This is a genomic window from Lactobacillus ultunensis DSM 16047 (genome assembly GCF_001436305.1).
Taxonomy (GTDB): domain Bacteria; phylum Bacillota; class Bacilli; order Lactobacillales; family Lactobacillaceae; genus Lactobacillus; species Lactobacillus ultunensis.
This window is the reverse complement of sequence record NZ_AZFO01000001.1, coordinates 1-19,611: the sequence shown is the minus strand read 5'-3', so window position 1 is coordinate 19,611 and position 19,611 is coordinate 1. Positions and strand designations below refer to the sequence as shown.

Here is a 19,611-nt window from a genome sequence, read left to right as displayed (position 1 = left end):
TTTTCATTTTTCCGTAGCAAAATCAGAAAACTTTAGAAGTACTTTTTTGGCACCATTACCAGGAAGCAAATAATATCTTGTCTTTTGATTGCCTTTCCATCCTTCTGCAGGATAATATCCTGGCTTATGAGCCCACTTTTGATATACACCAACTACAGCGTGAGACCCGTTGTAAGCTTGACGCATTACATTTAAGACTTGTTGTGCTTCTATTGGTGTCAGATTATTAATATCCTTAACTTTAACCTTAGCACCCTTCAAATTTTTCTTTGCAAAATCAACTTGCCACAAAGCCTCTTTTACTGCAGCCTTAGTTGCATTTTTATCACTAGCAACAGTTCTAGCATTTTCTACTGCTTGGTTATACAAGCTACGATTTACCCAATTATCTAGACGATACTTAATTGAATTCTTAACGCTACTTGCATCGGAAATTGAACTGGTAAGCGTAGCCTTTTCACTAGCAGTGGCCAATTCGCTATCTGCTTGCGCTTCGGCTTCCGTATTGCTAGTCTTGAGTTTTCGACCACTAATTGTGAATTCACTAGCCTTTATATAAAGATTGCTAATGGCAGTGTTTTGACGCTCATCTTCAGCCCCAGCTTGATAGACTAATGAGTTTTGAACATGGTAATACAATTCAGCCTTATTTTCTTTAGCATTCCAAAGATAAAGCTTCTGGTTAACGGCCAATTCATCACCACTAAATTTATAATCGACTTTCTGTCCATTCACATTGTAAAAGACACCCTGACCTTTCTTAAAATTGGCTACAGTATAACGCAATTGGTAGTAATCTTGACTGCCGAGATACTGCTTAACCAAGGTTGAGTTATTTTCGCTTTCTTCGCCACTCCAAACATAAGGGCCTTCAATATAACTATCTTCATAAAGCCTTGTATCAAGGTAAACCGGATTCTTGCCACCTTTTACACGATAATAAGAAGTGGTATAGTCACCATCTCCAAATCTAACCATCTGATCAGCGATCACAGTTTGACCTTTCTTATACAACTTGTCAATCATTTGGAGATCTTTATTATAAGCATACGTATCTGCAATGATTTTCACTTTGATAGGACCCTTAGTATAAAGAGGATTACCATTAATAGCATTCACATTATTAGCTTTAATATATTTATTCTTACCAATTCTAAAGTAATAGTTGCCCTTAATTTTGTAATTCTTAATCGAGCGAACATGATTCTCATTATCGTTAGCTACATAGAAATACTGGCTTGACTTATCCCGAACTTTGCCAGCGTATGGTACTAATCGACCTGCTTTGATTACTCGTTTTTGACGTTGACCACGAGAGTTATAAACGGAACTATTTTGGGAGACAAACAAGACGCCCTTGCCGTTTACTTTGGCTATTTGATCACTCTGAATATAAGTATTCTTGCCAATATTGTAGTAAGTATAAGGTGTGCGGTAATATTCATTGCGAACTCCTGACTTAATTTGGGTATTAGCAGTCAAATAAGCGCGTTTACCACGGAAAGTCTTTAACCTCTTCCCATTTTTGCCGTAAATATATGAATTATGAGTCAACACATATGTGTTTCCCTTCACGGAAGCATTATCTTGTTTAATGTATCCGCCATTACCTAAATAGTAGTAGCGACCCTGATTAATTAAATACGATGTCGTCGCATTAATATAAAATACTTTCTTGCCTTTAGTTAAAATAGGCTGACCGTAAAATTTATAATTCTTAATTTTGATTTCTTTATTAGCATTGATAAACCTGCCTTTTTGTCTAATATAAGGCAATGTCATATAATCATAACCTTTACGAAGCGTAATGCTTTGTGCATGAACCGTTTGAGTAGTCAATAGACCCAGTGATAGCGTTGCTAAGATGGTTGCTGCACTGGAAAAAATTTTATTATTAAGACGCATTTGTCTCACTCTCCTTGTGGTTTACTTAAATAACTCGTTATGGTTCTATTATACCTTTGTTTGATTATCCCAAGACAGCAAAAAAAGCGCTGAGAACTAATCCAATGTCTTAACTTAATGACATTGGGAACTAATCTCAACGCTTCTTTTATCAAAATTATAAAGTGATTTCGCCACTAGCAATTAATTCATCGCACTTAGTTGGTTCAAATTCTGCACCAACTTTAAAGTTATCAGGAACAACCATGATACCACGCTTTTGTGGAGCATGTGGCAAACCAAGTTCACGAGCTGAACAAATCATGCCGTATGAATCAACGCCACGTAACTTGCCTGGCCAAATTTGTTCACCATTTGGCATCAAAGTACCAGGAAGTGCAACAACTACTTTTTGACCTTGAGCAATGTTAGGAGCACCACAAACAATTTGATGTTCTTCATCATCACCAACTTGAACAGTAGTTACATGAAGGTGATCTGAATCTGGGTGCTTTTCACAAGTCTTAACATAACCATAAACAAGAGTTGGCTTACCATATGCAAGTTTGTCATCAAAGCCAGCTTCAGCAAGTTTCTTGTTAAGAGCAGCAAGTTCATCATCTGAAAGCTTAACTGGACCATTTGGCAACTTGTCGTAGTCCATAAATTTATTAACGTTGAAGAAGTTGAAACCGATAGTTTTACCTTCATCGTTAGTTACGCGAGTAACGTCATCTTTTTCTTCAAATGAGCTACGACCTTCGTCATGACCCAAAATAACGATCAAAGTATTAGGATAAGCTTCTTTATTAGTACTAGTAATCATGCTTTTTTAAATCTCCTCTATTAGTCAAGTGATCGTAAAAATTTTTCTACTTCATCTTTTGTTTTACGGTCCTTATTTACTAGTCTACCAATTTCTTTGCCATCTTGGTAGACAACAAATGAAGGAATTCCCATAATCATTAATTTTTTTGCGACATCAACTGAACCATCACGGTCGATTTGGTAAAATTTGGCTTCTGAAAAGTCTTTTTCAATTTCTGGCAAAAATGGATCAAGGAAGCGGCAATCTGGGCACCAAGTTGCTGAGAATTCTAAAACAACACGACCAGATTTGGTGATTTCTTGTAATTTATCTTCAGTTAATTCTTTAATCTTTTCCATTTTTTATGCCTCTATTCTTTCTTACTTTTTATAAGTATTATACAAAAATGTTAAGTTTTTGCAAACTACTTTGTTTTATTTATAAAAAGTTATTTCTTTTAAATTATAAAAATCTTTCCAGGTTTCACAAATTTCATCATAGTTCTTTACAATAAATTTTGTTACCAGCTTTATTTCTTTGCGAGATAGTTCTCCTTTGTTATTGGCTTGTTGGCAAGAACCATCTGATAATATCCAGAATTTTGTCGAAGATAATGAAGGCTTACCATGTGCAACATGCACATGGATAGGTTCATTCCCTTCATTTGACCAAAAATATAATTTCAGTCCCAAAAAAGTGAAATAATTAGGCACGTTTTTTACTCTCCTCTTCTGACACTTCCCAGATCAGTTCGGCATTGTTATGAAGAATTTTTTCATTTCTTTTTGTTTCTGAAGGAGAGAAATCTTCATTAAAAATCATCTTATAATCTGGTAAACTATATCTCGCTTCTTTAAAACCAAAATCAGTTGGCATTTCAAAATTCACCAAGATTTTCTTTTTTCCTTCAACTTTCTCATCATTGATTATTTCTGAACAAGTAACAATTAATCTACCAGGAAACTCAGCATACGGATAAAGCATTTTTCTTACCTCTTATTATTTTGTTTGAAAACTGGCATGCAATGCATAAATCGGATTGCCCTTGGCTGCGAATTTATGCTCGTATTCTGTTTCAATATTCTTTTCCACAATTTCTGGTTTTTCATGATGTAAATCAACAGAAACAAAGTCAAAGTGCATCCCAAAATTATTCATACTTTGAACTGAGTATGCAAACAAACCTGAATTATCAGTCTTAAATTCGATATGACCTTCTGGCTTCAATACTTGTTTATACTTGCTTAAAAAGCTCTTATAAGTTAAACGACGCTTTTCGTGGCGAGTTTTTGGCCATGGATCACTGAAATTCAAGTAAATTACATCAGTAGTATTTTCATCAAAGAAACAATTAATATCTGCTGCATCCCCACGCAAGATTTGTAAATTGTCTAAACCCTTTTCCAGCTTTGTCCGCAAAATAATTCCAGCTGCAGTCGTTTGCAATTCCAAAGCTACGTAATTCTTATCGGGATGCATCTCTGCCAATGTAGTAATAAAATGTCCCTTACCAGAACCTACTTCAATTTCAATTGGATGATCGTTGCCAAATCTTTCAGTCCAATCAATCTTTTTTTCAGGATCAGGATTTTGTAAAACACTTTCAGGATGTTCATTAACCAGTTTTACAGCCCAAGGTTTATTTCTTAATCTCATTCTCTATATTTTCCTTATCTAATTCCAAAATTCTTTTGATTCATTTTCTTAACTCGGTTTGGTAAATATGCTGCAGTTACTAATGCTGTAAAGACTAGTAAAATACCTACAGCTTCAAACAAGTTAAGATTAATTGGCAGGACAATTAGCCAGCAAACACTAATTAAAAGCCATTGAATAAATAATCCTAGTGTCAATACTTTAACTAAATCTTTGCCCCGATTTCTACGTTCAATTGGATAAACGCGATACATAAAGTTGCGATCAAATTCTGTAGCCATTGGCAATAATTGGTAAACTGTCAAGAAAATTACCAAGCAGGATAATCCAAGTGCCCAGCGCCAATCCTGTACTAGCCAAGAAATCAAAATAGCAAACACAGTCATTCTAACTAAGAGATTCAGGTATTCTGGATTCCTAAGCAATGATCTTCTATATAAGAACAAGTTTGGATTTTCTTTAACAATTGATCGTGGCAGAAGAAAGTCTAAATACTTTCTGCGCTTAATATTTACTTGTTTTTCTTGTACATCGGTAAACATACTGAAAATTGAATATACACGATCTTTTCTAGCCTTTTCGTTTTCAACAGCATAACGCCAATCAAAGAGCTGTTTATTTTTCTTGTTGCTGAAGTAAGGCACATACACAATTGCAACTACACCAAGTACATCGCCAAAAATTGGATAATAAGCAGAAATCAAAGCGACAACTAAGGCAACTAAGCTGACAGTCAAAAAGCCAATTTTTTTACCAAAATGCAAATTGTTTTCTTCAATATCGAGCTCAGCAGCTTTGATAAAAAGCATGGCAATAACAAGCAGAACATAGCCTGAAACACTCACTCCTGCTTTAATCGTAGCAAAAGGAAATACTATACCTGCTAACAATATTTCAAGAATAAATGGCAAGGTTAAGCTATAACGATACATCGGTTTCAGATATTCTTTCATCTGTTCATCCTGTGTAAACAGGAATTGCATATCTGCTTCTTTAATTAAAGTAACCAACCGTCCCGTTAAAAGCGGTAACCACAAAATAAAGCCAACTAAAGGCTTATAAAACCACAAATTGCTGGGCATCGTCTTCATTGCTTCGGCATACCAAAACATGAGTGCACCAACTAAAAAGATCAAAGCCAAAATAAAGAAGTCATTAAACACCAATGTTAGATATTTAATGGATTGTTTAAGGTTCTCATTCAACCTTTTCTTAGCTAACTCACGCATTGCTACGATCCTCTCTATTCAAAGCTAAATATAACTTATCAAATGGATCATCAGACTTTAAACCATAATGTTGGCGAATATCTTGTAAACTGCCAATTACTTCAATCGTGCCATTATTTAAAACAGCATAGTTAGAAATCGCTTGCTGGGCATCGGCTAAAACGTGTGTAGTCATCAATACCATTTTGCCATTGGCAATTGCCTTTTTGATCAAATCGATCAAGTTAGCTACGGCAAGTGGATCCAAACCGGTAAATGGTTCGTCAATAACTAGCAGACTAGTATTAGCCAAGAAAGCAGATACGATCATTACTTTTTGTCGCATCCCTTTTGAAAAATGGATTGGCAACCATTCTAACTTATCATCAAGACGAAACATTTTAAGCAACTCGTGAGCTCTCTCCCATGCTTTCTTTTCATCCAAATGATAGCTAAGCATAGTCAACTCTAAATGTTCCTTTAATGTCAATTCAGGATACAAAATTGGTGTTTCGGGAATATAAGCAACTTCTCGTTTAAATTTCGTTGGTTGTTGCGTTAAAACAATATCGTTTAATGTAATTTTCCCTTTTTGTGGACGAAGCAAACCTAAAATGTGCTTAATTGTAGTTGACTTACCAGCCCCATTTAATCCAATTAAGCCAAGAGCTTCACCAGGTTTAATTTCTAAATTAATATTTTTAATAACTGGAACTCCAGTATAGCCTCCAGTTAAGTGTTCAATTTTTAGTGTCATTTTAGTATTCTTTCTAAGCATTTACCCAATCATATCTTTGCAAGAAAAGATTAGTCTTATGCTTGTTTTTATCTATTTCATTATTTTGCTTAGCCATATGTAACTTGTAGTGAGAATCTAATGACAATAATAATTCACTAGAAATACCCATTACTTTTTCAATTCTTAAGGCCAATACTTCATTAATAAATCTTTTTCTTTTTAAAATATCTGAGATATTCTTTTGACTCACACCTAGTCTTTTAGCTAGATCCGTTTGAGTAATATCATAATAATCCATTGTTTCTTTAATCAAATCAGCTGCTGAACTAGTATGATACTTTTTTATCCTATTTTCTCGGTGTAACATACGTAATCAACTTTCATAATCACTACTTTTCCTTAGTAAACTATCACATTTTATAATATCATGGATGTTAGTAGAAACTAAAGTTCAAACACAAGAGGTATTTTAATTATGGAAAAATTAGTAGACGATTGTTTATTTTGTAAAATTATTCGTGGTGAAATCCCAAGCTACACCGTTTTTGAAAATGATGATGTTAAAGCATTCTTGGACATCTCACAAGTAAACCCAGGTCACACTTTAATGGTGCCAAAAAAGCATATCGTTAACTTGTTTGATTACACTAAGGAAGATGTACAACAATACTTGCAATACATTCCCGAAATTGCTAATGCAATTAAAAAAGCATTCCCTAATGTCACAGGAATGAACATTACCACTAACAACGGTAAGTCAGCTAACCAAGTGGTTATGCACTCACATATTCACTTTATTCCCCGTTTTGAAGGCGATGGCTTGAAGTTAATGACTCGTAACAATGCCGACAAATATGATGAAGCAAAATACACCGAAGTAGCCAACAAGATTAAAGCTCAATTTTAAGGAGTAATAAGATGAAACGTTTTCTATTAGGTTTAGTATTTGGCTCTGCAGCTGGTTTCGTTTTTTCATGTTTAAAAGATAGCAACGGAGATCGTCCAGGTAAACCTTTAAAGGAAGAATTCGATGCAGTAAAGCATGAAGCTGGTCGTTTCAGTACTGCTTTGCAAAAGGCAAAAAAGGCAACGCAAGAATTGAATGAACAAATGCCTGCTGCTCAAAGAACCATTAGCGATTTAAGCGATAATGTCGAAAAATATTCTAGACATATCCAACCTACAGTGGATCGTATTAAACAAAAAGGTGACGAAATTAACCAAGATTTAAATTCAATTACAGGTGAAAATACTGAAATTAAAGAAAAGAAATAAGAAAAATTAAAGAAAATTTGATTTTTCTATGAATATTGGCTAATTAAAAAACGATTTAGTCATTTTTATGGTATATTAGTTGACAGTTACTTATTTAAGGATGTGGAGATTTAATTATATGAAGAAGAGTTATATTAAGAAAATTGCTGCAGTCGCAGCTGTAGCTGGTGTTGCATTATCAACTGCTGCTTGTTCTAACAGTGGTAGCAATTCTACCGTTGCTTCCTACAAGGGTGGTAAGATTACTCAACAACAATACTACGATGAAATGAAGAAGTCACAAGCTGGTAAATCAACTTTAGCTAACATGATTATCAACCGTGCCTTGGAACAACAATACGGCAAATATGTTTCATCAAAGAAAGTTGACAAGCAATACAACAACTACAAGAAGCAATACGGCTCACAATTTAGTGCTGTTTTACAACAAAACGGTATGACTGCTTCAAGCTTCAAGGAAAACTTAAAGACTAACCTTCTTTCTGAACAAGCATTAAAGCACATCAAGAAGGTTACTAAGAGCCAAGAAGAAAAAGCTTGGAAGAGTTACCAACCTAAGGTAACTGTTCAACACATTTTAGTTGCCAAGAAGTCAACTGCTGAAACTATCATTAAGCAATTAAAAGATGGCAAGAGCTTCAGTAGCTTAGCTAAGAAGTACTCACTTGATACTGCTACTAAGAACAAGGCTGGTAAGCTTCCTGCATTTGACTCAACTGACAACACTCTTGATTCAGCATTCAAGACTGCTGCATTCAAGCTTACGACTGGTGAAGTTACTTCAACTCCAGTTAAGTCACAATCTGGTTACCACGTAATTAAGATGATCAACCACCCAGCTAAGGGTAAGTTTGCTGATCACAAGAAGGCTATCGATGATGAAATTTACGCATCAATGGCTCAAGATCAAGCAACTATGAAAGACGTTATCTCAACTGTTTTGAAGCGTGCTGATGTTTCAATCAAGGACAACGACTTGAAGGATGTATTATCTTCATACGTTTCAACTAACAACGTTACTAAGTAATAATTAACTTAGATAAAATACAAAGGTGTTAAGAGATTTTTCTCTTAGCACCTTTTTTTATTTCAACTAGATAATGTCTACATGATTAATTTCATCAAGATCTATCCAAGTACCAGAAATCACAATTGTAGATTCACCATTATATCCTTCAACAAAGCCAATAATATCTGCCGATAAATTGCCATTTTCATTCAGCCTTTTCAATTGAATACGTACCTGATAATGATTGCTAAAAGCTTTAAAAAGTATCATGCTAATCTCTTCTTGTGTCATCTCAGATCTCTTAGGATAAACAATTGATCTTTTAGCTTTAGCGTGATTAATCTTAGCAGTATGATCACTTGGAAAAAAGCCTGCCCACTTTTTCATCCCTCGATCCTGATAATTTCTAAAAAATGCATCTACTTTTTTATCAAAATCAGACATCGGACGCCTATTCATAGGCATTACCACCATTATGGCCGCCAACCAGATTACTCCGTTCAATAGCTGTAGCGCCTTGAATCAAGCTTGAAGCTTTAACTAATGCAGAAAAACCATACTTTTTTCTAACGCGATCTACTACATGATCTAGCTTATACCGTTTAATTTGTAATTCTGGACTTTCCAAAATATTTAATTACATGCAGCGATCTGGAACTAACCGACCATAATTAACGCCAATGCACCGCACAGCTTGTCCATGCCAATTTTGTCTAAACAAAAATAGCAAACTCCTCACCAAATCATGATTTACATTCGTCGGTATGATCTTCTTCTGTACATTAAAGCCAGCCCGATGTTCACCATAATCAATTTCTTCTAATGAATAACCAATGAACAAATTGACACAAGATGTCTGCAAATTGTGCGCTCTAATTCGCGCTGCAACTTGTTCCCCTATTTCTCTAATAATCACTTCAATCTGGCGCTGATTAAAATAATCTCGTTGTAAAACTTGAGAATTACCATAACTTTTCGATCTAGGATGGTATTTATAACTAATAATACTGCGATCAACACCCCAGCTCTCGGCGTAAAGCTGCTCGCCAATTACGCCAAACTCTCTTTTCAAAATATCAAGATCAGTATGTGCTAATTCATACATATTATTAATCCCGACTCGACGCAAATGATCAGCGGTTCTAGTATTAATTCCCCACACATCTTCTAATTTAGGAATCTTCCAAATCGTATCCGGTACATCTATATAATGCCAAAATGCAATCATTGACTTATTATGTTTAACTGCATTATCCATCGCCAGTTTTGCCAAAAGTGGATTTTCACCAATGCCACAAGTCGTGTACAGTCCAATAGTATCTCGAATATCTTCTTGAATTTTTCGTGCAACATAATAAGGATCATCATCAAATAATTTCCAGGATTTGGTCATGTCAATCATCCCTTCATCAATTGAATACATGTGAATATCTTCATCTGCCGCATATTTACGAAAAATATCTAGAACTTGCATGCTTCGCTTAATGTACAAATTCATATGAGGATCTACCAACATAAGATCTGGTGCTTCTTTTTTAGACGGCAACTGTTTTGCGCGCATTACATTATGAAGACCATATTTTTTCTTAGCTAAAGGAGAAGCTGCCATTATTAAGCCTGAGCCCCAATTTGCACCCTTTTGTCGCGAAATCACGGCTAAGCAAACCTTCATGGGATTAAGTCCCAATCGTAAAGCTTCGCAGGAAGCAAAGAAACTCTTATTATCTATCATAAAAATTATTCGGTGTTGCTCATATCTATAATCGTACATTGTATCTACACTCTCATTTGCACGTTTGTTCGTGTTTATATTTATATTATATAAACATTTGTTTGTGCAAACAAGTGTGTGGGTAAATGTTTTAATATTAAAATTCTTACATGAGATAAAATGTAATTAAGTTATTTTAGAAAGCGAGCTAAATCATGGAAAATATGAATCTATGGACATTTTACGTGTACCAACTTCTGACGAAATTAAAGTTACTTCTTTCAGAAAATGGATCAAAGTTTATAAACCCGATAAAAATGAAAAATAAACCAAAAGAACAGGTAACTCGCACAATGCGAATTACCTGTTCTTTAGTTATTCCAAATGTTTAGCATTATCAAGCGCTGTATCTCTCTTAGGACGATAGTATCGCTTGCCATCTTGACTAAGCAGTGGTTCTGTAAACGTACCCTTTGGGGTATGCTGCAAAGCATTTGTTATTGCATAAACTGCTGCATCTAAATCATCGATACGATGAAGCAATTCCGCTTCAAGCAAAGCTGGCAACTTAGGGGAACCATATTCAAATCGACCATGGTGAGATAAAACCATATGCCGTAATAACAATAAATCTTCTGACTCTAGATCCATCTTTAAATCCTGAGCTGCCAGCATAATTTGTTCATCGATTAAAACTAAGTGACCTACCAAATTGCCTTCTGGCGTATACTGCGTTGCTGCTGGGCCAGTTAATTCTAAGACTTTACCCATGTCATGCAAAATACACCCAGCATAAAGCAACGACCGATTAACTTGCTCATAATTATCAGCCAAGCCCTTAGCATCCTTTAACATTGATAAAGTATGAAATGCCAAGCCACCACGTACTGCATGGTGATTGCTCTTTCCTGCTGGATAATCAAAGAATCGTTTACCCCATTTTTTAAGCAGATACTCTACAATGGTCTTCCAAGTAGAATTCTCAATTTGCATTACAAAATGTTCAATCTCATTTTGCATATCACTAATTGGTTCCGGAGCAGACTTAACAAACTGATCAAGTTGATAACCCTCACTTGGACTCACTACTCGTAAACTATAAATTCTAATTTGAGGACGACCTTGATACTCTTCTCTTTTACCATTTAATTCAACAATAGTGCCCGTACTAAAAGTTGCCGCATCTTGATTAGTTGCATCCCAAAAATTACCACGAATTTCACCTGATCCATCACCAAATTGGATTGCTAAAAATAGCTTATTTTTCTTATTATGGCGCAACTGTGAATTTTTAATTAAGACAACGATGTCCATTTCCTCGCCATCGTTGTAATCTAAAAGCCGTTTAAGCATTTTGTGTTCCTTTCGTAAAAGTTAGAGGTTCAAGTCCTAATCTATCTACTAAATTCCCTTGAGCTGTGAAAATAAGTACTTGATTATTCTCACTAATCTCCTTAAGTAATTTTTCAATATAACCAACGCGCCGATCATCGAAGTTTACAAATGAATCATCAATCAAAATTGGTAGATTAATCTCATCCTTAATTTGTTCAATAAAGGCTAACTTCAAGGCAAAGTAAAGCTGTTCGGCTGTTCCGCGCGATAAATATTTCACGTCACGCTTTTTACCATCTTTCCTTATTACAGTTAACTTCTTACCTAAATCTAAATCAACATAGCGCCCGCCTGTAAGCAATGCTAAATATTCCTTAGCCGCTTTTAACATCTTAGGGAAACGCTCATTAGAGGCTAAATCAAGCGAACGGCCAATCCATTTAGATGCTAATAAATTAGCTAAATATTCTTTACTACTAGTTGCAAAATTGGTTTCAGTATTAGCCAAATTTTGTTTAGCTTCAAACACGGCTGTTGAATCAGCTAAATTATTTAACTGAACTTGAATTTGAGCTACTTCTTGTTGCAATCCATTAACTTCATTATTAGCCATGTCAATTTGTTTAGCTAATTCTTGCAAATGATCCGTCAATTCATTGGGCTTTGCCGCTGTCTTCTTTAACTCAATTAAATCATCATGCAAGCTCTTTTCAAGCGCCTCAACCTGCGTTTTAATCTTGGCTTGTTTAAGCGAATCTTGATATAAAGCATCATAGCCTGCCATATTTTCCACATTTGCTTGAGCAAATAAAGCCCTTAGCTTCAAGCCTAATTCTTTTAAATCCTGCTTATTTTGATTAAGTGAGGTCAATAAACTAGATCTTTTTTGAGTTAATTCTTGCGCTTCACTCATTTTTTCTTCTAATTCATCTATTCCATTCAAAATATCACTAAAATCATTCTCTATAGGCTTTTTCAGTGCATTTTGTACATTTGTGGCTAATTGAGCGACATCTTGATTTAATTCACTCAGCTGGTCATTATTAGCCTGCTCAGCGGTCTCTTTCAAATGATACTGATTAGCACTAGTAAGTAAATTATCCAAATTTAAATTATCTGGATTTAAGCCATACTTATTTTGAAAAGCTTGACGTTTTTTCAAAATAAGTGCATCTTGTTTACTTTGATCGGAGTTTTTCAAATAACCAGCTGCAATAACCCCAACTCCAGCTATTAGGACAATCAAGCCAACTATTCCCATCATTGTTAACAAAGCTAAGCCGACAACTGCTAGAACTCCACCAACAATGTACCAAAGCTTATCATTATTATTGACAGCACTATTTACTTGCTTAGGTAAATTTGAATAGTCAGCTTGTAATTGTTTAATCTGCATAGAATCCAAATCAAGCAATTGCTTAATATCTGGCGCTAAAGTTAAGATCTGTTCTTTTTCTTGCTCTAATTCAGCAGTCTTTTGTTGACAAGCCCGATATTCCGCTTGCCACTGAAGCAATTGAGGCTTTTGCCGAATCAACTTCTTATTTTCAATTACATTATCTTGATTATCAACATCCAGATCTGCCAGCTGTTCTTCTAAAGATTTAATGGTTCGTTGTAAATTACGACCTTGAGCCATAATGTCTTGAGCTTTTTGATAGCTTTCACTATCAAAAGCTACATCTTTAACCTGCTTTTGTAATTCAAGTAAAGTTTGATAATTTCCAAGTTCTTTTTGCAGATCTCGCAAGTTTTGCTCTTTAGCATGCAAATCTTGAAGAACTTTTTGCCTCTTTTGAAGTTCTTCAGCCTTGTTAGTTAGATCTCGATCCAGTTCTTCATAATTGTTAAATTCATCTTGAGTTTGGGTAAGATCTTCACGATCAGTTTCTAATTGTTTTAAAAGTTGGTTAACTTCTGGCTTTTTCCCTGTTTTCTTAAAAAGCTTACTTGCTTCTTTAGCAAAATCATCACGCATTTCAAGTAACTTGCCACTATCAGCTGCACCTAAGTAATAAATACGTTCAAGAAGATCTTCCTGACTAAGGCTGCTTACTTGACCCAGCATTTCCTGATTGAAGATAAAACTATCAGCATAAAATGAACCATCAATATTTTCAATCTGATCAAAAAATAAATTTTCAGGTACTACTTGACCATCTTTTTTAACAGTCAAAATACCACGCTTAGTCTTATCTCCCTTGGCATATAGACGTTCTAACTCATATTCGCTGCCATTAACATCAAAAATCAGGCTACCGCCCATTGGACTAACATGTGCCAGCGGTGTGTAATCTTCAAAAAATGGCGAAGAATTGCTACGCAAATGAAACCCAAACATAATTTGCTTAATAAAAGCAACTGTAGTACTTTTACCAGCCTCATTTGCACCAAAGAAAACATTAATCTTATCACTGGGTAAATCAAAAGTCTTATTTGAGAACTGCCCAAAATTGATCATCTTAATTTGTTTCAGTCTCATCATTAATTCCTTTCAATCTGCTCATCAATTTAACCTCTGTGAGTTGCTTGACATCATCAATAAAATCTGCATTTTCAGCTAACGCTGCTGCTTCAGGATCTTTCTTTTTCCAATCGTTTACAATTTTACTAAATTCATCGCTAGCAAAAATCTCCGCTTTAGCCTTGTCAAAAGCTACGCGATCATTTTCATTCAATTTCAAACTAGCATTAATTTGATAACGCACATCAACAAGTTGTGAATCAAATGGCAGACTTTGCGAAATTGTTTGCCAAAAATCAGTATCTTGCGTTAATTCACGCTCTTCTTCAGTTAAGAACTGCGCACCCTTAATGGTTAAACTGAAATAAGTCTTTTGCTTGACTTCACTTAATACTGAAACAATCTTTGTTTGCAAGTCAGTCTTACTAATTTCGGAATCAAGATTAATTTCTACGCCTTGCCAAACAATTGGACCGGTCTTTTTAAATGAAATACTAGTCTTACCAGTATTTTCATCAATCTCGCCAAGATAGCATCCCTTTTCACCCAGTTCATTAATATGACGCCCTTGAATATTACCAGGATAAACAATCCATGGCTTTTCACTTAAATTCATACGAGCATGAATATGACCTAAAGCAAAGTAATCATAATTAAGATTCTGAATCTCACTGACAGAAAATGGAGCGTAAACATTATTAGTTTGTGCCCTTTCCTGCGCATGCATTAAACCAAAAGTATAATTTTTACCTTTTTCTGGAAAATCAGGCACCATATCATGAGTAATATGATTATTTAAATAAGAAAAGCCAACGACATCATAGTCAAAGCCATTTCTAGTTTTAAAAGTAGCTTGTTCGACTTTTTCGTTATTACCCAAAAGCTTGAAATATGGGGATGGACTAACTAACAAATCTTCCTGCTTCATATGATCGTGATTACCAAAAATCATCACCACTTGAATATTTTGATCTGTTAATCGTTTAATCTGCTGAGCAAAAAACAACTGGGCACGTGGAGATGGTTTATCACTATCAAAAGTATCACCAGCAATTAATACTAAATCAACGTTTTCAGCTAAAGCCAAATCAACAATTTTTTTCAAAGATTGATCTGCAGCTTGATATATTTGTTTAAACTCTTTAGATGGCAAAAAAGATAGCCCACGAAATGGACTATCTAAGTGCGCATCCGCAAAATGGATAAATTTCATCGCGAATTCTAGTTTCTAAGATCTTCATAAAGATCAGTAATTGGTTTAGAATAAGTCTTTTGAATATCATTGAGCAAATTATACAAAGCTTGTTCGGTCTTAAGCATTGTAACGATCTTATCGTTCTTTTGCACCTTTTCATTCAAGTCTTTGTAAGCCTCTTGATCTTCTTTAGAAAGTGATTGACCAGCTTGTTGTGCCTTCAAGATCTTGGTTTGTAATTCATCCATCTTCTTGAACATAGCTGCGCTTTCTTCATCTGCCTTAACATCCTTAATAGCATCTGCTAAAGCCTTATATTGATCAGTTTGAGTTAAATCTTCTGCTAACTTATTAGCTGAATCATAAACGTTAACCATTAATGTCCTCCTAAATTTTATTGGCCTAATAGACCTTTCACATCATTATACCATTCATTAATCTTCTGTCCTGCAGAACCTATGCCATCTTGAATTTTTTGTCCCAATCCGCCAGTCCAATCAAAGTTCGAACCGTTATTCTTAACAATCTGGTTAGGTGCCTTTTCTGAGAATTGCGTTTGCGCAGTATATGGCAAAATACCTTCCATTTCAGCCTTATATAAACGCGTAATACCCGTTTCAGAAATTCCTTGCATATAATGCTGCTTATTGGTTCGATCAAAACCAACCCAAGTAGCAAGCACAATATCTGGAGTATACCCAACAATCCATTGATCCTTTGTACCAAAACCATACGAATTAGGTACTTCTGTAGATCCAGTCTTTCCGGCAACACGATAACCACTTGGTTGAGCAGCTTGACCGGTACCATTGGCAAAAACCCCGAGCATCATTGTAGTCATTTCTTTTGCAGTGTTTTCGGAGATAATGCGGTGCGTCCCCGGATTATTGTTTTCTGCTAAAACATTACCACTAGCATCTGTAATTCTAGTAATAAAGAATGAATTATTAGGCAGGTTGCCTTTATTGGCAAAAGCAGAATAAGCATGAGCCATCTGTAACGGAGAAACACCAGTTGACAAACCGCCTAAAGCTAAAGCCAAGTTTCGATCACTCTTTGGTACCTTTATGCCAAAGTTTTGAACGGACTGCACGCCTTTGCTTACGCCAATTTTATCAAGTAGCCAAACTGCAGGTACATTTTTACTCTGTGCGAGAGCTTGATACATTGGAATCTTATCAGAATAACCGTTGTCAACATTATGCGGCTCATAACCATTTTTACCAAATTTTTGCAACTTGTTAGAAAGTTGTGAATCATAGTGATAGCCTTCTTGAAGCGCTGGTGAATAAACAGCTAATGGCTTAATTGATGAACCTGGCTGACGCTTCATTTGCGTAGCTCGATTGTAACCGCGGAATACATGTTGACCACGACCACCAATAATTGCACGTACTGCACCAGTATTAGGATCCATAGCTACACTAGCACCTTGACACTGGGTACCATCTGCGCCATTTTGTGGGAAAAGCCAGCTTTGCTCAAAGGTATCCTGCAACTTGCCTTGATAATTTTGATTCAAGGTCGTATAAATCTTTAACCCTTTATTCATAACTTGTTCTTCAGTCAAGCCATACTTGCTAATAGCTTCATCAACCACTGCATCGAAGAAGTAAGGATACCGATAGCCATCCTTATTCTTGAACGTATTCCTCAACGTCAAACCTTGTTTAGAATAAGCTTTAGCTTGAGCTGCGGTTAACTTATTGTTATCGGCCATCAAGGTCAAGACTAAATTACGCCGAGACAACGCATTAGCCATATGATCAATTGGGTTGTAATAGCTAGGATTACGCAGCATGGCAGCTAATGTAGCAGCTTCTCCAACCGTTACTTCACTAGCATTTTTACCAAAGTATCTGCGACTAGCATCTTGCACTCCCCAAACACCATTACCGAAATACGCGTTGTTCAGATACATAGTCAAAATATCTTTTTTGGAATAAACATGATTGATTTCAATTGCAAAAAACAGTTCTTCCAATTTACGTGAGAAAGTCTGCTGCTGAGTCAATAGAGAATTCTTAGCTAACTGCTGAGTTAAAGTAGACCCCCCACCGGTAACTTGACCATGATGAATGATTAGACTTAAAGCAGCACGAGCCATTCCCTTAATACTGAAACCTGGATTTTTCCAAAAAGTACGATCTTCAGTAGAAATTACGGCATTTCTGATATTAGGCGAAATCTTATCATATTCAACAAATGACCCTTTTTGTGAATATAAAGAACCAGCTTTTCGACCTTTATAATCATAAATAGTAGTCGTAGTTGAAAGAGATGCTTTTAAGTTTGAAATATTCGAAGTTTTAACTTTAATTGTATAATATGTACAAGTTAAAAGCATAAGAGTGAGCAGGATTAAAATAATCCAGCGTCCGATAAAGAAGCGGTTATCTAAACGATGCCATGCACCTTTGAAACCACTTCTTTTTGGTTGGTCGTTATTCATTAATAATGCTCCTTACAATTAGAAACAAGAAAATTGTATCACATTGTAAAAACATGTGTTTAGAATTGAAAGAGACTTAGGAAATTTTTATGGTTTATCATTTTACGCTTTTTTATCCTAAAAATCTTGATCCATTACCGGTAAATGAAGTTTTACGTAAATTGCTTATCCCTAGAAAATGGCGGCATTATTTAAGAATAGAGCAAAATATAAAAATTAATGGTCAATATCGATATTTTAATATGAAAGTTTTTCCGAATGAACAAATAGATATTTATTTAGATCAAGTTGAATCTGATCAACAAAATTATCCTGCCAGTGGTAACTTGCCTGATGTAGTTTACGAAGATAAAAATTTATTGATTATCAATAAGAAAAAAGGACAAAAAACACATCCCAATTTAAATGAAACAAATACTGCTTTAAATGATTGTGCTACTTATTTGGGCAGCAGTCCTTATATCGTGCACCGCCTTGATATGCTTACAGGTGGTCTTCTTTTAGTAGCCAAAAATCCCGCAGTCGTACCAATTTTAAATAGAGAATTAACAACCAAAATTTTTCATAGAAATTATTTAGCTAAAGTAGATCATGCAGAAAATCTAAAAGATACGGGCACAATTAATGTACCTATCGGTCATGATCCAACTGATCAAAGAAAACGAATGGTAAGAAACGATGGACAAAAAGCCATTACTCATTATCAAATTTTGGAAAGAAACAATAATGGTAGTGCAATTGTACAACTAACGTTAGAAACCGGCCGTACTCATCAAATCCGAGTACATTTAGCATACTTAGGCGCTCCTATTATTGGAGACCCTTTATATAATCCTAACTTTACTGGAGAAGAATTAGCTTTAGATGCATACGAAATATCCTTAATAAAACCCTTCTCTTTTGAAAGATTAAATGTCAAATTGCCACAAAACAAAATAGAACTATAAGCAAATTTCTTGCATTTTTTAAAATAACCATACCTATTTTTTCAGTAAAGTGTATAATTTTTGGTTGTACTATTTTTCATTTATTTTTTCTACTAGAGGAGTAAAAAGTAATTATTATGGAACATACTTGGATGATGAAATATTTTGCTGAATTTTTCGGTACAATTATTTTGGTAGTTTTAGGAAACGGTTCAGTTGCGAATTCAGTATTACGTGATACTGGTGGTAATAGTCGCGACGGTCAAGCTAATGGTGGTTGGCTATTGATCGCATTTGGTTTTGGCTTTGGTGTCATGCTTCCTGCAATGTTGTTCGGTTCAATCTCAGGTAACCATTTGAACCCTGCTGTCACCCTTGCCCAAGCTTGCTCTGGCGTTTTCCCATGGGATCAAGTTTTGCCTTATATTTTGGTACAAATGATTGGCGCAATTGTTGGACAGCTTTTATTAGTAGCAGTCTACTGGCCATACATTAAGAGAACAGCCAGTGATGATGCTGTTTTCGCCAGTTTTGCAACAGGAGATTCCGCCAATAGTAAATTAAACGGATTTGTTACCGAATTCGTTGGTACTGCTATTCTATTGTTTGTAGCTGTTGGATTATATCGTGGCATGTTCTTCAAGCAATCAGAAGACATCGCCAACATTGGTGTTGGTTTCTTAATCACCGCCTTAGTTATGGCCGTCGGTGGTCCGACTGGTCCTGCATTGAATCCTGCAAGAGACTTAGGTCCGCGAATCGTTTATGCATTCTGCCCATTGCCTCATAAGGGTTCAGCTCACTGGGACTATGGTTGGGTGCCAGTTGTTGCGCCAATTGCAGGTGGTATCTGCGGTGCATTGCTTTACAAGCTCGCATTCGGTTTATAAAAATAAAATAAAAAATCAAAGCGTCGTTCTTCAAATTTTGATACATTCCCTGTCAAGTA

The 19,611-nt window shown here is 35.4% G+C and carries 20 protein-coding genes and 1 pseudogene; 5 read left to right on the top strand and 16 right to left on the bottom strand.

Features of this window, described 5'->3' with window-relative positions; all coding sequences use genetic code 11:
- Nucleotides 1-3 precede the first annotated feature (3 nt).
- The 9 genes from FC57_RS00105 to FC57_RS00065 form a co-directional block, all read right to left on the bottom strand.
- Nucleotides 4-1,905: an SLAP domain-containing protein gene (locus FC57_RS00105; protein ID WP_007126557.1), complete on the bottom strand. Its 1,902-nt coding sequence runs from the start codon at nucleotides 1,903-1,905 to the stop codon at nucleotides 4-6.
- A gap of 157 nt (nucleotides 1,906-2,062) precedes the next feature.
- Complete coding sequence (ytpR, locus tag FC57_RS00100; protein ID WP_007126558.1) at nucleotides 2,063-2,710, bottom strand: YtpR family tRNA-binding protein; 648 nt, start codon at nucleotides 2,708-2,710, stop codon at nucleotides 2,063-2,065.
- A 20-nt stretch (nucleotides 2,711-2,730) separates the two neighbouring features.
- On the bottom strand, nucleotides 2,731-3,051 hold the full coding sequence (locus FC57_RS00095; RefSeq protein ID WP_007126559.1) for a thioredoxin family protein: 321 nt from the start codon (nucleotides 3,049-3,051) through the stop codon (nucleotides 2,731-2,733).
- A gap of 75 nt (nucleotides 3,052-3,126) precedes the next feature.
- Nucleotides 3,127-3,405, bottom strand: a complete 279-nt coding sequence (locus FC57_RS00090; RefSeq protein ID WP_007126560.1) for a DUF4160 domain-containing protein — start codon at nucleotides 3,403-3,405, stop codon at nucleotides 3,127-3,129.
- Nucleotides 3,398-3,676 (bottom strand): hypothetical protein, encoded by a 279-nt coding sequence (locus FC57_RS00085; protein ID WP_007126561.1) that lies wholly within the window; start codon nucleotides 3,674-3,676, stop codon nucleotides 3,398-3,400. The genes FC57_RS00090 and FC57_RS00085 overlap by 8 nt, the downstream gene beginning before the upstream one ends.
- A gap of 15 nt (nucleotides 3,677-3,691) precedes the next feature.
- Nucleotides 3,692-4,348: a tRNA (guanosine(46)-N7)-methyltransferase TrmB gene (gene trmB / locus FC57_RS00080; RefSeq protein WP_007126562.1), complete on the bottom strand. Its 657-nt coding sequence runs from the start codon at nucleotides 4,346-4,348 to the stop codon at nucleotides 3,692-3,694.
- Between the two features lie 14 nt (nucleotides 4,349-4,362).
- Complete coding sequence (locus FC57_RS00075) at nucleotides 4,363-5,577, bottom strand: ABC transporter permease (RefSeq protein WP_007126563.1); 1,215 nt, start codon at nucleotides 5,575-5,577, stop codon at nucleotides 4,363-4,365.
- Entirely contained in the window at nucleotides 5,570-6,313 is a 744-nt protein-coding gene (locus FC57_RS00070; protein WP_040529811.1) for an ABC transporter ATP-binding protein, read from the bottom strand. Before FC57_RS00070 ends, FC57_RS00075 begins: the two co-directional genes overlap by 8 nt.
- Before the next feature lie 13 nt (nucleotides 6,314-6,326).
- Nucleotides 6,327-6,662 carry a HigA family addiction module antitoxin gene (locus FC57_RS00065; protein WP_007126565.1) on the bottom strand — a complete coding sequence of 112 codons (336 nt, stop codon included), beginning with the start codon at nucleotides 6,660-6,662 and terminating at the stop codon, nucleotides 6,327-6,329.
- A 108-nt stretch (nucleotides 6,663-6,770) separates the two neighbouring features.
- Here FC57_RS00065 and FC57_RS00060 point away from each other — a divergent pair, with 108 nt between their 5' ends.
- From FC57_RS00060 to FC57_RS00050, 3 genes are all read left to right on the top strand, one after another.
- On the top strand, nucleotides 6,771-7,202 hold the full coding sequence (locus FC57_RS00060) for an HIT family protein (protein WP_007126566.1): 432 nt from the start codon (nucleotides 6,771-6,773) through the stop codon (nucleotides 7,200-7,202).
- An 11-nt stretch (nucleotides 7,203-7,213) separates the two neighbouring features.
- Complete coding sequence (locus FC57_RS00055; RefSeq protein WP_007126567.1) at nucleotides 7,214-7,570, top strand: hypothetical protein; 357 nt, start codon at nucleotides 7,214-7,216, stop codon at nucleotides 7,568-7,570.
- Between the two features lie 118 nt (nucleotides 7,571-7,688).
- Entirely contained in the window at nucleotides 7,689-8,597 is a 909-nt protein-coding gene (locus FC57_RS00050) for a peptidylprolyl isomerase PrsA (protein WP_081445822.1), read from the top strand.
- 66 nt (nucleotides 8,598-8,663) lie between these two features.
- On the opposite strand, the gene FC57_RS00045 is transcribed toward FC57_RS00050, so the two are convergent.
- The 7 genes and pseudogenes from FC57_RS00045 to FC57_RS00015 form a co-directional block, all read right to left on the bottom strand.
- Nucleotides 8,664-9,038, bottom strand: a complete 375-nt coding sequence (locus FC57_RS00045) for a hypothetical protein (RefSeq protein ID WP_007126569.1) — start codon at nucleotides 9,036-9,038, stop codon at nucleotides 8,664-8,666.
- Nucleotides 9,031-10,350 (bottom strand): annotated as a pseudogene (locus FC57_RS00040) (Y-family DNA polymerase). Before FC57_RS00040 ends, FC57_RS00045 begins: the two are co-directional and overlap by 8 nt.
- Before the next feature lie 315 nt (nucleotides 10,351-10,665).
- The gene (locus FC57_RS00035) at nucleotides 10,666-11,643 is read right to left on the bottom strand and encodes a 3'-5' exoribonuclease YhaM family protein (RefSeq protein ID WP_007126573.1); all 978 of its coding nucleotides are present in this window, start codon (nucleotides 11,641-11,643) and stop codon (nucleotides 10,666-10,668) included.
- Nucleotides 11,636-14,107, bottom strand: a complete 2,472-nt coding sequence (locus FC57_RS00030; protein ID WP_040529814.1) for an ATP-binding protein — start codon at nucleotides 14,105-14,107, stop codon at nucleotides 11,636-11,638. The genes FC57_RS00035 and FC57_RS00030 overlap by 8 nt, the downstream gene beginning before the upstream one ends.
- Nucleotides 14,088-15,302: a metallophosphoesterase family protein gene (locus FC57_RS00025; protein ID WP_007126575.1), complete on the bottom strand. Its 1,215-nt coding sequence runs from the start codon at nucleotides 15,300-15,302 to the stop codon at nucleotides 14,088-14,090. Before FC57_RS00025 ends, FC57_RS00030 begins: the two co-directional genes overlap by 20 nt.
- Nucleotides 15,303-15,310: 8 nt before the next feature.
- Nucleotides 15,311-15,661: a YlbF/YmcA family competence regulator gene (locus FC57_RS00020; protein WP_007126576.1), complete on the bottom strand. Its 351-nt coding sequence runs from the start codon at nucleotides 15,659-15,661 to the stop codon at nucleotides 15,311-15,313.
- Between the two features lie 17 nt (nucleotides 15,662-15,678).
- On the bottom strand, nucleotides 15,679-17,736 hold the full coding sequence (locus FC57_RS00015; RefSeq protein ID WP_007126577.1) for a PBP1A family penicillin-binding protein: 2,058 nt from the start codon (nucleotides 17,734-17,736) through the stop codon (nucleotides 15,679-15,681).
- 89 nt (nucleotides 17,737-17,825) lie between these two features.
- Between FC57_RS00015 and FC57_RS00010 the strand changes: the two genes are divergently transcribed.
- On the top strand, nucleotides 17,826-18,683 hold the full coding sequence (locus FC57_RS00010) for an RluA family pseudouridine synthase (protein WP_007126578.1): 858 nt from the start codon (nucleotides 17,826-17,828) through the stop codon (nucleotides 18,681-18,683).
- Nucleotides 18,684-18,799: 116 nt separating this feature from the next.
- On the top strand, nucleotides 18,800-19,552 hold the full coding sequence (locus tag FC57_RS00005) for an MIP/aquaporin family protein (RefSeq protein WP_007126579.1): 753 nt from the start codon (nucleotides 18,800-18,802) through the stop codon (nucleotides 19,550-19,552).
- The last annotated feature ends 59 nt before the right edge of the window (nucleotides 19,553-19,611 follow it).

What these genes read in the sequence shown, in the direction of transcription:
- FC57_RS00105 (WP_007126557.1), bottom strand. Translation starts at nt 1,905, where the DNA reads ATGCGTCTTAATAATAAAATTTTTTCCAGTGCAGCAACCATCTTAGCA.
- ytpR (WP_007126558.1), bottom strand. Translation starts at nt 2,710, where the DNA reads ATGATTACTAGTACTAATAAAGAAGCTTATCCTAATACTTTGATCGTT.
- FC57_RS00095 (WP_007126559.1), bottom strand. Translation starts at nt 3,051, where the DNA reads ATGGAAAAGATTAAAGAATTAACTGAAGATAAATTACAAGAAATCACC.
- FC57_RS00085 (WP_007126561.1), bottom strand. Translation starts at nt 3,676, where the DNA reads ATGCTTTATCCGTATGCTGAGTTTCCTGGTAGATTAATTGTTACTTGT.
- trmB (WP_007126562.1), bottom strand. Translation starts at nt 4,348, where the DNA reads ATGAGATTAAGAAATAAACCTTGGGCTGTAAAACTGGTTAATGAACAT.
- FC57_RS00075 (WP_007126563.1), bottom strand. Translation starts at nt 5,577, where the DNA reads ATGCGTGAGTTAGCTAAGAAAAGGTTGAATGAGAACCTTAAACAATCC.
- FC57_RS00070 (WP_040529811.1), bottom strand. Translation starts at nt 6,313, where the DNA reads ATGACACTAAAAATTGAACACTTAACTGGAGGCTATACTGGAGTTCCA.
- FC57_RS00065 (WP_007126565.1), bottom strand. Translation starts at nt 6,662, where the DNA reads ATGTTACACCGAGAAAATAGGATAAAAAAGTATCATACTAGTTCAGCA.
- FC57_RS00060 (WP_007126566.1), top strand. Translation starts at nt 6,771, where the DNA reads ATGGAAAAATTAGTAGACGATTGTTTATTTTGTAAAATTATTCGTGGT.
- FC57_RS00055 (WP_007126567.1), top strand. Translation starts at nt 7,214, where the DNA reads ATGAAACGTTTTCTATTAGGTTTAGTATTTGGCTCTGCAGCTGGTTTC.
- FC57_RS00050 (WP_081445822.1), top strand. Translation starts at nt 7,689, where the DNA reads ATGAAGAAGAGTTATATTAAGAAAATTGCTGCAGTCGCAGCTGTAGCT.
- FC57_RS00045 (WP_007126569.1), bottom strand. Translation starts at nt 9,038, where the DNA reads ATGAATAGGCGTCCGATGTCTGATTTTGATAAAAAAGTAGATGCATTT.
- FC57_RS00035 (WP_007126573.1), bottom strand. Translation starts at nt 11,643, where the DNA reads ATGCTTAAACGGCTTTTAGATTACAACGATGGCGAGGAAATGGACATC.
- FC57_RS00030 (WP_040529814.1), bottom strand. Translation starts at nt 14,107, where the DNA reads ATGAGACTGAAACAAATTAAGATGATCAATTTTGGGCAGTTCTCAAAT.
- FC57_RS00025 (WP_007126575.1), bottom strand. Translation starts at nt 15,302, where the DNA reads ATGAAATTTATCCATTTTGCGGATGCGCACTTAGATAGTCCATTTCGT.
- FC57_RS00020 (WP_007126576.1), bottom strand. Translation starts at nt 15,661, where the DNA reads ATGGTTAACGTTTATGATTCAGCTAATAAGTTAGCAGAAGATTTAACT.
- FC57_RS00015 (WP_007126577.1), bottom strand. Translation starts at nt 17,736, where the DNA reads ATGAATAACGACCAACCAAAAAGAAGTGGTTTCAAAGGTGCATGGCAT.
- FC57_RS00010 (WP_007126578.1), top strand. Translation starts at nt 17,826, where the DNA reads ATGGTTTATCATTTTACGCTTTTTTATCCTAAAAATCTTGATCCATTA.
- FC57_RS00005 (WP_007126579.1), top strand. Translation starts at nt 18,800, where the DNA reads ATGGAACATACTTGGATGATGAAATATTTTGCTGAATTTTTCGGTACA.